General features: G+C 64.3%; 13 protein-coding genes. All 13 read left to right on the top strand.

Annotation, left to right across the window (positions count from 1 at the left end):
• Positions 1 to 255 precede the first annotated feature (255 nt).
• The 13 genes from rpsB to ASE88_RS15530 all read left to right on the top strand — a co-directional run bounded on the left by rpsB (position 256) and on the right by ASE88_RS15530 (position 12,505).
• The gene (gene rpsB, locus ASE88_RS15590; RefSeq protein WP_056479710.1) at positions 256 to 1,107 is read left to right on the top strand and encodes a 30S ribosomal protein S2; all 852 of its coding nucleotides are present in this window, start codon (positions 256 to 258) and stop codon (positions 1,105 to 1,107) included.
• A 90-nt stretch (positions 1,108 to 1,197) separates the two neighbouring features.
• On the top strand, positions 1,198 to 2,130 hold the full coding sequence (gene tsf, locus ASE88_RS15585; RefSeq protein ID WP_055880706.1) for a translation elongation factor Ts: 933 nt from the start codon (positions 1,198 to 1,200) through the stop codon (positions 2,128 to 2,130).
• Between the two features lie 411 nt (positions 2,131 to 2,541).
• Entirely contained in the window at positions 2,542 to 3,270 is a 729-nt protein-coding gene (gene pyrH / locus ASE88_RS15580; RefSeq protein WP_056479707.1) for a UMP kinase, read from the top strand.
• Position 3,271: 1 nt separating this feature from the next.
• Complete coding sequence (gene frr / locus ASE88_RS15575; protein WP_056479704.1) at positions 3,272 to 3,829, top strand: ribosome recycling factor; 558 nt, start codon at positions 3,272 to 3,274, stop codon at positions 3,827 to 3,829.
• A gap of 26 nt (positions 3,830 to 3,855) precedes the next feature.
• Positions 3,856 to 4,575, top strand: coding sequence for an isoprenyl transferase (locus ASE88_RS15570; protein WP_082466602.1), 720 nt, complete (start codon positions 3,856 to 3,858; stop codon positions 4,573 to 4,575).
• Between the two features lie 133 nt (positions 4,576 to 4,708).
• Positions 4,709 to 5,464, top strand: a complete 756-nt coding sequence (locus ASE88_RS15565) for a phosphatidate cytidylyltransferase (protein ID WP_055880693.1) — start codon at positions 4,709 to 4,711, stop codon at positions 5,462 to 5,464.
• On the top strand, positions 5,461 to 6,618 hold the full coding sequence (locus tag ASE88_RS15560) for a 1-deoxy-D-xylulose-5-phosphate reductoisomerase (RefSeq protein ID WP_056479701.1): 1,158 nt from the start codon (positions 5,461 to 5,463) through the stop codon (positions 6,616 to 6,618). Before ASE88_RS15565 ends, ASE88_RS15560 begins: the two co-directional genes overlap by 4 nt.
• Positions 6,615 to 7,748 carry an RIP metalloprotease RseP gene (rseP, locus tag ASE88_RS15555; protein WP_056479698.1) on the top strand — a complete coding sequence of 378 codons (1,134 nt, stop codon included), beginning with the start codon at positions 6,615 to 6,617 and terminating at the stop codon, positions 7,746 to 7,748. The genes ASE88_RS15560 and rseP overlap by 4 nt, the downstream gene beginning before the upstream one ends.
• A 53-nt stretch (positions 7,749 to 7,801) precedes the next feature.
• Entirely contained in the window at positions 7,802 to 10,579 is a 2,778-nt protein-coding gene (gene bamA / locus ASE88_RS15550) for an outer membrane protein assembly factor BamA (RefSeq protein ID WP_056479695.1), read from the top strand.
• Positions 10,579 to 11,241 (top strand): OmpH family outer membrane protein, encoded by a 663-nt coding sequence (locus ASE88_RS15545; RefSeq protein ID WP_055880676.1) that lies wholly within the window; start codon positions 10,579 to 10,581, stop codon positions 11,239 to 11,241. Before bamA ends, ASE88_RS15545 begins: the two co-directional genes overlap by 1 nt.
• 63 nt (positions 11,242 to 11,304) lie before the next feature.
• Positions 11,305 to 11,754 carry a 3-hydroxyacyl-ACP dehydratase FabZ gene (gene fabZ, locus ASE88_RS15540; RefSeq protein ID WP_055882297.1) on the top strand — a complete coding sequence of 150 codons (450 nt, stop codon included), beginning with the start codon at positions 11,305 to 11,307 and terminating at the stop codon, positions 11,752 to 11,754.
• 94 nt (positions 11,755 to 11,848) lie between these two features.
• The gene (gene rpmE / locus ASE88_RS15535; RefSeq protein WP_055880673.1) at positions 11,849 to 12,079 is read left to right on the top strand and encodes a 50S ribosomal protein L31; all 231 of its coding nucleotides are present in this window, start codon (positions 11,849 to 11,851) and stop codon (positions 12,077 to 12,079) included.
• A gap of 39 nt (positions 12,080 to 12,118) precedes the next feature.
• Positions 12,119 to 12,505 (top strand): PilZ domain-containing protein, encoded by a 387-nt coding sequence (locus ASE88_RS15530; RefSeq protein ID WP_235527975.1) that lies wholly within the window; start codon positions 12,119 to 12,121, stop codon positions 12,503 to 12,505.
• Positions 12,506 to 13,008 lie beyond the last annotated feature (503 nt).

Genomic DNA, 13,008 nt, shown 5'->3' with positions numbered 1-13,008 from the left:
CACTCGTCGCATTTCGAATCTCGCCCTGCCGGGGTGATTCCGCGCCGAGTCGAACATCTGTTCCTCTCTGAGCCCTTTATGTTCTCATTGCGTTCCGTGAGTCAAGCTGTGGTTGAGCGATTGCCTTTCGGATAAAGCCACGCTAAGGGGCGCGCCTCTAACCCCGCATGGGAAGCATCATAGCCCGGTGCGTCACGGTCATTCGGCCAGGACGTCATCCGCTTCCCAGAGGCACAACCGGAAGGATATATCCCTATGGCGGCACCAGTCGTCTCCATGCAGCAGCTCATTGAAACGGGCGCGCATTTCGGCCACCAGACTCACCGGTGGAACCCCAAGATGAAGCCTTACATCTTCGGCGATCGTAACGGCGTCCACATCCTCGACCTCTCGCAGACCGTGCCGTTGTTCGCACGCGCGCTCGAGTTCGTCTCGTCGGCCGTCGCCGGTGGTGGCAAGGTCCTGTTCGTCGGCACCAAGCGCCAGGCGCAGGAGCCCGTCGCGGACGCCGCGCGTCGCTCGGGTCAGCACTTCGTCAACCATCGCTGGCTGGGCGGCATGCTCACCAACTGGAAGACCATCTCGGGTTCGATCAAGCGTCTCAAGACGCTCGAGGAAATGCTGTCGGGCGACACCGTCGGCCTGACCAAGAAGGAAGTCCTTCAGCTCACCCGCGAGAAGGACAAGCTCGAGCTTTCGCTCGGCGGCATCCGCGACATGGGCGGCATTCCCGACGTGATGTTCGTGATCGACGCGAACAAGGAAGAGCTGGCGATCAAGGAAGCGAACACGCTGGGTATTCCCGTCGTCGCGATCCTCGATTCGAACGTGTCGCCGGACGGCATCGCCTTCCCGGTTCCCGCGAACGACGACGCTGCCCGCGCCATCCGCCTGTACTGCGAGGCGATCGCGATCGCCGCGACGCGTGGCGGCCAGGAGCAGCAGCGCCGCACCGGCACCGACATCGGCGCGATGATCGAGCCGCCGAAGGAAGAGGCCGTCGCTGAGCCGGTCGTCGAGGCAACCGCCGACACGGCGCAGGTTGCGGCGAATGCGGATACCGCTGCCGAGTTCGCAGCCGAGGGTGAGCGCCAGATCGACGCGTAAGCGTCGTCGCCGAACCGTCATGCGGGCGGGGTAGGGCATTCGCCTTACCTCGCCCGCAACTACATTCAGACCTAAACAAGGATGAGAGACATGGCCGATATCACGGCAGCAATGGTCAAGGATCTGCGCGAAAAGAGCGGCGCGGGCATGATGGATTGCAAGAAGGCGCTCAGTGAGAACGCCGGCGACATGGATCAGGCGATGGATTGGCTGCGGACCAAGGGTCTTGCTGCTGCCGCCAAGAAGTCCAGCCGTACCGCGGCCGAGGGCCTGGTCGGCGTCGCCGTGTCGGGCACCAAGGGAGCAGCGGTCGAAGTGAACTCGGAAACCGATTTCGTCGCCAAGAACGACCAGTTCCAGTCGTTCGTCCGTGACGTGACGCAGATCGCGCTCGCGAAGGGCGGCGACATCGAGTCGCTCAAGTCGCAGGCGATGCCATCGGGCAAGACCGTCGAGGAAGTCCTGACGAACAACGTCGCGACGATCGGCGAGAACCAGTCGCTGCGCCGCTCGCGCACGCTGGAAGTCAGCAAGGGCGCGGTCGTGCCCTACATCCACAATGCAGCCGCGCCCGGCCTCGGCAAGATCGGCGTGCTCGTCGCGCTTGAATCGGAGGCTTCAGACGAGGTTCTCCAGGCGCTCGGCAAGCAGCTCGCGATGCACATCGCCGCTGCGTTCCCGAAGGCGCTGAACGAAGCCGACCTCGACGAGTCCGAGATCGAGCGCGAGCGCGCGATCGCGACCGAGAAGGCTGCCGAGTCGGGCAAGCCTGCCGACATCATCGCCAAGATGGTCGAGGGCGGCATCGCCAAGTACCGCAAGGAGCATGCGCTGGTCAGCCAGCTGTTCGTGATGGACGGCAAGACCAAGATCTCCGACGTCGTCGCCAAGGCCGGCAAGGATGCGGGCGCCGAGATCAAGCTGGTGGACTATGTCCGCTTCCAGCTCGGCGAAGGCATCGAGAAGGAACAGTCCGACTTCGCCGCCGAAGTCGCTGCCGCTTCGGGCGTTCCGCAGGCCTAAGCCGACTTCCTCCCTCGCCCCTCCGGGGAGAGGGAAGGGGCTCGCGGCTACTTGGCCGTGGGAGGGGTGAGGGGAGTGGCAAGGTCTCGAACCTCACGCCCCCTCATCCGGCCCTGCCGGGCCACCTTCTCCCCAAGGGGCGAAGGATTAAGGCGGTGGCACTCCACCTGCCTCGTCATCCTCGCGCAGGCGGGGATCCATATCCTCCCCGGGCGGTGATCGATCGCGACGCCAGCCGCTATGGGTTCCCGCCTCCGCGGGAATGCCGGTAATGTCTTGTGCGCACTCCTGCGACGGATGATTTTCCGTCGCTTTGCCGTCCAGATTCGGTGCAACCGCCGCGCAGCGCTTCCCATCGCCGCCCCCGCCGCCTAAGGTCCGCGCCGCCCCGCCAATCACAATTCGAGATTTATGACGCCTCCGCGCTACAACCGTATCCTGCTGAAACTGTCGGGCGAGGTCCTGATGGGACCGTCCGGCCTGTCGATCGATCCCACAGTAACCGCGCGCGTCGCGCAGGAGATCGCGGACATCAAGGCCAAGGGCTATGAGATCTGCATCGTCGTCGGCGGGGGGAACATCTTCCGCGGCATGGCCGGCGCCGCACGCGGCATGGACCGCGCGACCGGCGATTACATGGGCATGCTCGCGACCGTGATGAACGCGCTCGCGGTGCAGAACGCGCTAGAGCAGATCGGCGTTGACACGCGCGTCCAGTCTGCGATCCCGATGGCGAGCGTGTGCGAGCCGTTCATCCGCCGCCGCGCCGAACGCCACCTCGAAAAGGGCCGCGTCGTGATCTTCGCGGCGGGTGTCGGCAGCCCTTATTTCACCACCGATTCGGGCGCCGCATTGCGTGCCGCCGAGATGAAGTGCGACGCGCTGTTCAAGGGCACATCGGTCGACGGCGTCTACAACGCCGACCCGAAGACTCACCCCGACGCGGTGCGGTACGAAACGGTGTCGTACAGCCGCGTGCTGTCCGACGACCTCAAGGTCATGGACGCGAGCGCAATCGCGCTGTGCCGCGACAACAATATCCCGATCGTCGTCTTTAACATCCGCGAACCCGGCAATCTCGCCGCTGTGCTGGCGGGTGATGGTGTGTCGACGGTCGTTCAGAACGAGCAGGAGCTTTAAGATGGCCGCATACGACAAGACCGATCTGGAACGCCGCATGGCAGGCGCCGTCGAAGCGCTGAAGCATGATCTGGCCGGCCTGCGTACCGGCCGTGCGTCGACCGCGTTGCTCGATCCTGTGATGGTCACGGTGTACGGCTCGTCGATGCCGCTCAACCAGGTTGCGACCGTGTCCGCGCCCGAGCCGCGGATGCTGTCGGTGCAGGTCTGGGACAAGTCGAACGTCGGCCCGACCGACAAGGCGATCCGCTCGGCGGGCCTCGGGCTCAACCCGATCGTCGACGGCCAGACGCTGCGTCTGCCGATCCCCGACCTGACCGAGGAGCGCCGCAAGGAACTCGCCAAGCTTGCCGGCCAGTATGCCGAAAAGGCGCGCATCGCGGTCCGCAACGTGCGCCGCGACGGGATGGATTCGCTGAAGGTCGATGAGAAGAAGGGCGTGTTCGGCGAGGACGAGCGCAAGCGTCACGAAACCGAAGTCCAGAAGCTGACCGACAGTATCATCGCCGAGCTCGATGCGACCGCGACCGCCAAGGAAAAGGAAATCCTGGGCAAGTGAGGCCGTTGGCCTCTTCGACTGCGCCGTTGGCTGCCGTCCCGTCGGGCGGGGCGGTGCCGCGTCATGTCGCGATCATCATGGACGGCAATGGCCGCTGGGCGAAGAAGCGGTTCCTGCCGCGCTTCGCCGGGCACAAGGCCGGCGTAGAGGCGGTGCGCAAGGTCACGCGCGCCGCACGCGCGATGGGGATCGAGGCGCTGACGCTCTACGCGTTCTCGTCGGAGAATTGGCGGCGTCCGCCCGAAGAGGTCAGCGACCTGATGGGGTTGCTCAGGCATTTCATCCGCAGCGATCTCGACGAACTGGCACGCGAGAACGTCCGTCTGCGCGTGATCGGCGATTATCACAGCTTCTCGCCCGATCTGGTGGCAATGGTCGACGATGCGATCGCGCGGACCGCGAGCAATACCGGCCCCATTCTGGCGATCGCGCTTAACTACGGCGCGCATGCCGAGTTGGTGGGGGCCGCGCGGCGCCTGGCGGAGCGCGCGCGCGACGGTGCACTCGACCCTGCGAGCATCGACGCGACGACGATCGAGGCGGAACTCGATACGCACGATCTGCCGCCGCTCGATCTGATGATCCGCACCTCGGGCGAACAACGGCTGTCGAACTTTCTGCTGTGGCAGGCGGCCTATGCCGAGTTGCTCTTCGTCGACACGCTCTGGCCCGATTTCGATGCCGCCGCGCTCGCCGATGCGGTCACGGCGTTCGGGCAACGCCAGCGCCGCTACGGTGGTCTGTGACTCCGCTGTTCCCGCGCGAGCGCGGGGGGGCGGGGAAAAATACTCGGTTTGGAGTGGCCTTTTGACGACTCTGCCAGACCCGGCGAACGCGCCCGATCAGGTGCTGCGAACGCCTTCAAACCTCAAACTTCGGATGATCGCCAGCGTCGCGATGATCGTCGTTGCCAGCCTTGCGCTGACGCTTGGCGGGATCGCGTTTTGGCTGTTGGGCGTGGTTGCTGCGCTGTTCATGATGGCGGAATGGTCGACGCTGCACGGTGCCGACGCCAAGACCAAGCGGATGACGCAGTTCGCGCTGTCGGTGCCGCTCGCGCTGATGGCACCCGCATCGCTGATCCTTGTGATCCATGATTTCTTCACGCTTGGCCTGCTCGCGGGCGCGGCGTTCTTCGTCGTCATCACCACGCGCCGGCCGCAGCTCGCGCTTGGTATCCTGTACTGCGGGCTTCCCGTGCTGGCGCTGATGATCATCCGGCGGCAGGACGACGGCATTCTCTATACGCTCTGGGCGCTGTCGCTGGTGTGGGCGTGCGACATCGGTGCGTTCTTCACCGGGCGGACGCTGCGCGGGCCCAAGCTCGCGCCCGTGATCAGCCCGAACAAGACCTGGTCGGGGCTGATTGGTGGCGTTGTGCTGGCCGGTGCGGTCGCGGCGGTCCTGCACACGCAGCACGGCTTGCCGATTCGGCTGGCGCTCGCGACCCCCGTGCTCGCCGTGCTGGCGCAGATGGGCGATCTTTATGAGAGTTGGATGAAGCGGGTGGCGGGTGTGAAGGACAGCGGGAATATCCTGCCGGGGCATGGCGGCGTGATGGATCGGCTCGACGGACTGGTCCCGGTCGCGCCGGTCGCGGCGTTCCTCGTCCTGTTGCCGCATTTCTACGCATGAAGAGCGTGACGATTTTGGGCGCGACCGGCTCGGTCGGCACGTCGACGCTCGACCTGATCGAGCGGGAGCCCGACCGTTTTCGCGTCGTCGCGCTGACCGCGAATTGCGACGTGGCCAAGCTCGCCGCCGCCGCGATCCGGACCAAGGCGGAATTTGCCGTCGTTGCCGATGCGGGCTGCCTTCCCGATCTTCGTGACGCGCTGGCCGGCACGGGGATCCGTGCGGGTGGCGGCGCCGAGGCGATCGCCGAGGCGGCAGCGTCGGGCGCCGATTGGACGATGGGCGCGATCGTCGGGTGCGCGGGGCTGAAGCCGGTGATGGCGGCGATCGAGCAGGGGGGCACCGTCGTCATCGCCAACAAGGAGCCGCTGGTCTCCGCGGGCGACGTCATCCTCGCCGCGGCGAAGCGGACCGGCGCGACGCTGCTCCCTGCCGATTCCGAACATAACGCGATCTTCCAGTGTTTCGACGCGAGCCGGCCCGAGCGCGTCCGCCGGATCATCCTGACGTGCAGCGGCGGCCCCTTTCGCGACTGGACAACCGAGCAGATGCGCGGCGTCACGCTCGAACAGGCGGTCAAGCATCCCAACTGGTCGATGGGCGCGAAGATCTCGGTCGATTCGGCGACCTGCATGAACAAAGGCCTCGAACTGATCGAGGCCGCACGGCTGTTCCCGATTCCGCACGACCGGATCGAGATCGTCATCCACCCGCAATCGGTCGTCCACAGCCTCGTCGATTACGTCGATGGGTCCGTTTTGGCGCAACTTGGTCCCCCCGACATGCGGACGCCGATCGCCCACACACTAGCATGGCCCGACCGGATGGCGACGCCGATGGCGCCGCTCGACCTGGTAGCGATCGGCCGACTCGACTTCGAGGCCCCCGATCCGGTGCGCTTTCCGGCGCTGCGACTCGCGCGCGAGGCGTTGGATGCGGGGGGCGCGCGGCCGGCGATCCTCAACGCCGCCAACGAGGTCGCGGTCGAGGCCTTCCTCAAGCGCCGCATTCGTTTCCTCGAAATTGCCGCAATCGTGGAGGATACGCTAGAACGCTACAACCCGGCCGCACCGGACAGCGTCGATGCCGTACTGGCGATCGACGCCGAGGCGCGGGTCCTGGCGGGCGAGCGTGTGAAGGATTGCGCGGTTTGATCGAAACACCCGGTATCCTGTTGACCGTCCTGTCGTTCGCCCTGGTGATCGGGCCGCTCGTGTTCGTGCACGAGATGGGGCATTACCTCGCCGGACGCTTTTTCGGGATCAAGGCGGATGCGTTCGCGATCGGCTTCGGTCGCGAGATCGCCGGATTCACCGATCGCCGCGGCACCCGCTGGAAGTTCGGCTGGCTCCCGCTCGGCGGCTATGTAAAGTTTGCGGGGGACATGAACCCGGCGAGCCAGCCCTCGGCCGAATGGCTGTCGCTGCCGGCCGACGAGCGCCAGCGCACCTTCCAATCGAAGCCGGTATGGCAGCGTGCGATCGTCGTCGCGGCAGGGCCGGTCGTCAATTTCGTCGTCGCGATCCTGATTCTCGGCGGCTTCGCCCTGGCTTATGGCGACATCCGCATGCCACCGGTCGTTGGCGGCACGGTGCCTGGCAGCGCGGCCGCGGCGGCGGGATTGCAGGTCGGCGACCGGATCACCGCGATCGGCGGGCGGTCGGTCGAGACGTTCGACGACCTCGCTCGCTTCGCGCGCATCCGCGCCGGCGAGCGCACGCAGATCGATGCGGTGCGCGGCGACCAGATGGTCTCGCGCGATCTCGTGATCGGCACCGAGCTCCAGCGCGATCGGTTCGGCAACGAATACAAGATCGGTCGGCTGGGGATCGCCGGCGCCAAGCCCGTGATCGTCCCCGTCAGCCTGATCGAGGCGCCGGTCGTCGCGGTGAAGCGCACGGGGCAGATCGTCTCTATGATGGTCGAGACGCTCAGTCAGGTCGTCACCGGGCGTCGGTCGGTGAAGGAACTCGGCGGCCCGCTGAGCATCGCCAAGGTGTCGGGCGAGCAGATGTCGCTGGGGCTCGATGCCTATGTGTTCCTGATCGCGCTGGTTTCGATCAATCTGGGGTTCATCAATCTGCTGCCAGTGCCGATGCTCGATGGCGGTCATCTGTTCTTCTATGCGATCGAAGCGGTGCGCAGGCGCCCGGTCGAGCCGCAGGTGCAGGAATGGGCGTATCGCGGTGGCCTTGCGGCGATCCTGGCGCTGATGCTGATTGTGACCTTCAACGATCTCGGCAATTTCGGGCTCTGGAAGAATCTGGCTGGCTTGATCGGCTGACCTCGATAGGGCAGGGCGGGCGCGCCTTGTATGTGCACGTTTTTAGGGTGGGTTTGGTGACAGCGATCAACGGTTACGATTTCGCGCGGAAGGGCGCCCTGCTTTTGGCAGGCACGATCCTGTCCGGCGTGCCCGCGTTCGCGCAGACGGCGCCTACGGCACCAGCTACGCCCTCGTCGACCACGCCGCCCGCGCGGAACGCGGTCAACGGTGCGACGAATGCTGTAACGCCGGTAACGGCGCCCGTATCCGTCCGGACGATCAAGACTTTGCGGGTCGAAGGGTCGCAGCGCATCGAGCCCGAGACGGTGCTGTCCTACACCAAGCTTCGGCTTGGCATTCCCTACACGGCCGAGACGCTCGACCAGGCGCTGAAGGATCTTCAGGCGAGCGACCTGTTCGCGGATTATTCGATCGCCGGCGTCGAAGACGGTAACATCGTGTTGCGCGTCCGGGAGAACCCGATCATCAACCGCGTGATCATCGAGGGCAATAAGGCGCTCAAGAGCGACAAGATCACCAAAGAGATCAAGCTCGCGCCGCGCCAGATCTTCACGCGCACCGCGGTCCGTCAGGACATCTCGCGGATCATCGAACTCTACCGCCGTCAGGGGCGCTTCGCGGCAGTGATCGACCCGAAGATGGTCAATCTCGACCAGAACCGCGTCGACGTCGTGTTCGAGATCAGCGAAGGGCCGAAGTCGAAGGTCCGCCAGATCAACATCCTCGGCAACGAGGTGTTTTCCGACGATCAGATCCGTGGCCAAATGGCGACCAAGCAGGCGCGGCTGTTCCGCCTCCTGTCGTCGGCGACCAGCTATGATCAGGATCGCCTGTCCTACGACCAGCAGAAGTTGCGCCAGTTCTACCTGACGCAGGGCTATGCCGATTTCCGCGTCACCTCGGCGGTCGCCGAACTGACGCCGGATAAAAAGGACTTCATCATCACGTACGTGGTGGAAGAAGGGAAGCGCTACAAGTTCGGCGACGTGACCGTCGACAGCCAGATCCGCGACTTCGACAACTCGAAGCTCGCCGCTACGCTGCCGCTCAAGAAGGGTGATTGGTACAACGCCAAGCTGGTCGAGGATTCGGTCGATAACCTTAGCCAGACCGCGGGCCTGTTCGGCTACGCCTTCACCGAGGTGAACCCGGAGTTCCAGAAGGACGCCGAAACGCTGACGATGGGGATTAATTTCAACATCGCCGAAGCCAAGCGGACCTATGTCGAGCGGATCGAGATCAACGGGAACACGCAGACGCAGGACAAGGTCGTCCGCCGCGAGATCCGTCTGGCGGAGGGCGATGCGTTCAACAGCTTCCAGGTGAAGCGCTCGCAGGATCGCATCAACTCGCTCGGCTATTTCGCCGACAAGATGGAGATCAAGCAGCTGCCGGGTTCGGCGCCCGACCGCGTGATTCTCGAGACCAACCTCGAAGAGAAGTCGACCGGCGAGCTCCAGCTGTCGGCAGGCTATTCGAGCCTCGAACGCTTCATTATCCAGGCGAACATCACGCAGCGCAACTTCCGCGGCAAGGGTCAGGAACTGCGTGCGGGCGTGAACTATTCGAGCTATTCGAAGTCGGTCGAGCTGGGCTTCACCGAGCCGTATCTGTTCGACAAGAACATCGCGCTCGGTGGCGACATCTTCCGTCGCGATTACAACTCGTTCAGCTTCAGCGGGAACGATCGCCAGACCAATTATTCGCAGGTCTCGACCGGCTTCCAGTTGCGCGCCGGTGTGCCGCTCACCGAATTCTGGTCGCTGTCGGGTCGTTATGGTCTGTCGTACGATCAGGTGACGCTCGACAACCAGTTCTTGAACGCGGACGGCACGTGTAACAGGCTCCAGGCCGGTAATTATCTGTGCGATGCGATCGGCAATCGCTGGACGTCGTCGATCGGCTACTCGCTCAGCCGCGATACGCTCAACAGTCGCCTGCGCCCGACCGCGGGCTCGCGTTTCTCGTTCAGCCAGGATTTCGCCGGGCTTGGCGGCGACGTGAAGTATCTCCGTACGCGTCTCGAAGGATCGAAATACGCGAACCTTGGTAGCGGCTTCATCGGCTCGATCATTGCGGAGGGTGGCTATATCCATCCGCTCGAAAAGAGCCCGGGCCCCGGACGCGACCCCATCCGCATCACCGACCGCTTCTATCTCGGCGAACCGCAGTTCCGCGGCTTCGACATTCGCGGCGTCGGACCCCGCGTCTTGCGAGCTGCGTATATCAACAATGCCGACGGCACGCAGTCGGTGCAGACGAGCCGCGACCAGCTGCAGGACGACGCGCTCGGTGGTCGCGCTTATTATCTGGCCCGCGCGGAGATCGAGATCCCGTTGGGGTCGGGTGCACGCGAGCTGGGGCTGCGTCCGTCGATTTATGCGCAGGTGGGCAGCCTCTTCGGTATCAAGAAGCCGCTCCCGACCGCAGATTTTCCGTTCACGCTCGATAAAAACGGTAACCGGGTCTACCAGGCCCTGCCGCTTCGCGACGGCGCAAACAACATCCTGTACAACAACGTCTACACCCCGACGGGCACGACGGTACCGGTGACTCGCCTGACGACGTGCTCCGCGGGCTATTCCGCGACGCCCACCACCGGAAACGCAGGGTGTGTCGGTGGCGAGTCCAACACGGTCGCGCCGGGTACCGCGCCATTCCAGGAGACTTTCCTCGGCAATTCGGCCAAGCCGCGTCTGTCGGTCGGTATCGGCGTGAACTGGAACTCGCCGTTCGGCCCGCTCCGGATCGATCTCGCCAAGGCCTTGCTCACCCAGAAGGGTGACGACCCCAAGCTTATCACTTTCAACGTAGGGACACAGTTCTGATGACGACGTTCAAGACGCTTCTCCTCGCCGCAGCGCTCGTCGCACCGGCTGCCATGACCGCGACCGCTGCTGATGCACAGGTTTCGGGCGTGGCCGTTGCCGACGCGCAGGGCGCGATCGCCAACTCGAAGGCCTGGAACGCGGCTCGCGCCCAGATCGAGACGACCTACAAGGCACAGCTCGACCAGGCCGAGACGCGCCGCCAGGCCGTCGCGCGCGAGCTCCAGCCGCTGGTCACCGCGTTCCAGACCGCACAGCGTGCGCCCGGCGCGACCGAAGCGACGCTTCGTCCGCAGGCTCAGGCGATCCAGACGCGCGAGAATGCCGCCAACCAGGAACTCGCTCGCCTGACGCAGCCGGCGCAGCGCGCACAGCAATATGCGATCGAGCAGATCCAGGCGAAGCTCAGCGACGCCGTGACTGCCGCGGTGCGCGCGAAGAACGTCAGCCTGTTGCTGCGTCCTGAGGCTGCGCTGTTCGCACAGCCGACCGCCGACATCACCGCCGCGATCACGACCGAGCTCGATCGCCTGGTGCCATCGGTCAGCACGGCCGTGCCCGCGAACTGGCAGCCGAACCAGCAGGGTGGCCAGCAGCAGGGCGCCGCGGCGGCGCCAGCCGCGCGTGCGCCAGCCGCGACGCGCACCCCGCAGGGTCGCTAAGCCGAACCGATGAGCGAGATCGACACTGCCGACAACGCGGCTGAGTCCGACGGCAAGACCGGCATGGGCCCGCTCGACATAGGGCGCGTCATGGCGGCCTTGCCGCATCGCTACCCGATGCTGCTGGTCGATCGTGTCGAGGATCTGATCCTCGACACGTCGATCACCGCGATCAAGGCGGTGTCGATGAACGAGCAGTTCTTTCAGGGGCATTTTCCCGGTCGGCCGATCATGCCGGGCGTGTTGATCGTCGAGGCGATGGCGCAGGCTGCGGGAATTCTCGCGGTCGAGTCGCTGGGGCTCGCGGGCTCGGGCAAGCTTGTCTATTTCATGGCGATCGACGGCGCGAAGTTTCGTAAGCCCGTCGAACCTGGCGTGCTGCTCAAGCTCGAGGTGAATTTCGTCCAGAAGCGCAGCGCGGTGTGCAAGTTTGCCGGCCGCGCCCTGGTCGATGGGCAATTGGTGGCCGAGGCGAACTTCACGGCGATGATCGCCGACCCACCCAAGGCCTGACATCGAGGCAATCTTGTCAATTCAGGCGCGTCCGTGTACGGGCGCGCCTTCCATTTCAGGCTGGTCGGAACCAGCCACCTACCGGAGAAGTCCCATGAAGGCCGATACGCATCCCGATTATCACATGATCACCGTCCAGATGACCGATGGCAGCAAGTACCAGACTCGCACCACCTGGGGTAAGGAAGGTGACGTGATGACGCTTGAGATCGATCCGCTCGCGCATCCGGCATGGACCGGCGGCCGTGGCACGATGCTGGACACTGGCGGGCAGGTTGCGCGCTTCAACAAGCGCTTCGGAGGCGGTCTCACGCTGCGCAAGTAAGTACGCAAACTCCTCAAAACGGGTTCGAATTTCTCCAAAATGGCTGCGTTTGTTAACACAGCGTTAGCCATCGGCGACTTAGACTGGGTTCATAAGAACGAGGTCATCATGTTCGCCGCCGAATTCGAACCCGCAGAAAGTTCAAGCCGGCGCCGCTCCCCGCGTGCGCCGGTTTCGCTTGATGTGCGGATCGGCAAGGCGGGACGGACGCTGTGCAAGGTCGTCGATCTCTCGGTGCACGGCGCACGCCTGCAGACCTATTCGGCGCTCAAGCGCGGTACCAGTATCTGGTTGACCCTTCCCCAGATCGGACAGGTCGTTGCCGAGATCATGTGGGCCGACGATTTTACCGCCGGCTGCCAGTTCCGTACGCCGCTTCCGATCGAGGCCTTCGAAGCGCTCGTCGGTAAGGATGCAACGCACTGAGCTGTCTCGGGCGTGACCGCTTGTCGGCGGTTTGCCACTATCCAACGATTTACGACCGGCCCAGTGATCCAGCCCCTTCGCAAAATCGTTCACGATGCCTGCAAACGCATTCGCCGACCATGGCCTGATACAAACTCCCGGTTCTGACGCGGTCATCCCGATCTGCCGCTCGTCTAAGACCGCGCGCGTCGGGCATCCTGTTTTACGACCATGTGGCACGCTCGCTTGTGGCCAGCTTGGATCTGCGCTGAGATGGTGCCCGTAGGTGCACGAGGGCGAAGCCTGGGGCGCGCTGTGGCGCCAGAAATTCAAAAATTGCCACAAATATGCAAAAAAGCGTTTGACGGGTTTGTGGAGTGGTCCTAGAGGGGTGTCACCGCAGCGAACGGCCCCATGGTCTGGTTGCTTCGGTCGCAAAAAACCAGATGCTCCAAGCTTCTCGAAAGGGAGGTTATGCGAGTGTCGGTATTTTTGTCGGCTCTTTGACATTGTAGGTTTAGATG

Origin of the sequence: Sphingomonas sp. Leaf38 (assembly GCF_001421825.1) — a bacterium.
Taxonomy (GTDB): Bacteria; Pseudomonadota; Alphaproteobacteria; order Sphingomonadales; family Sphingomonadaceae; genus Sphingomonas.
This window is presented reverse-complemented; position numbering and strand designations above follow the sequence as displayed.

Bases quoted from the DNA above. Each gene is read 5' to 3' on its own strand.
- rpsB (WP_056479710.1), top strand. From the start codon at position 256: ATGGCGGCACCAGTCGTCTCCATGCAGCAGCTCATTGAAACGGGCGCG.
- tsf (WP_055880706.1), top strand. From the start codon at position 1,198: ATGGCCGATATCACGGCAGCAATGGTCAAGGATCTGCGCGAAAAGAGC.
- pyrH (WP_056479707.1), top strand. From the start codon at position 2,542: ATGACGCCTCCGCGCTACAACCGTATCCTGCTGAAACTGTCGGGCGAG.
- frr (WP_056479704.1), top strand. From the start codon at position 3,272: ATGGCCGCATACGACAAGACCGATCTGGAACGCCGCATGGCAGGCGCC.
- ASE88_RS15565 (WP_055880693.1), top strand. From the start codon at position 4,709: ATGATCGCCAGCGTCGCGATGATCGTCGTTGCCAGCCTTGCGCTGACG.
- ASE88_RS15560 (WP_056479701.1), top strand. From the start codon at position 5,461: ATGAAGAGCGTGACGATTTTGGGCGCGACCGGCTCGGTCGGCACGTCG.
- ASE88_RS15545 (WP_055880676.1), top strand. From the start codon at position 10,579: ATGACGACGTTCAAGACGCTTCTCCTCGCCGCAGCGCTCGTCGCACCG.
- fabZ (WP_055882297.1), top strand. From the start codon at position 11,305: ATGGGCCCGCTCGACATAGGGCGCGTCATGGCGGCCTTGCCGCATCGC.
- rpmE (WP_055880673.1), top strand. From the start codon at position 11,849: ATGAAGGCCGATACGCATCCCGATTATCACATGATCACCGTCCAGATG.
- ASE88_RS15530 (WP_235527975.1), top strand. From the start codon at position 12,119: ATGGCTGCGTTTGTTAACACAGCGTTAGCCATCGGCGACTTAGACTGG.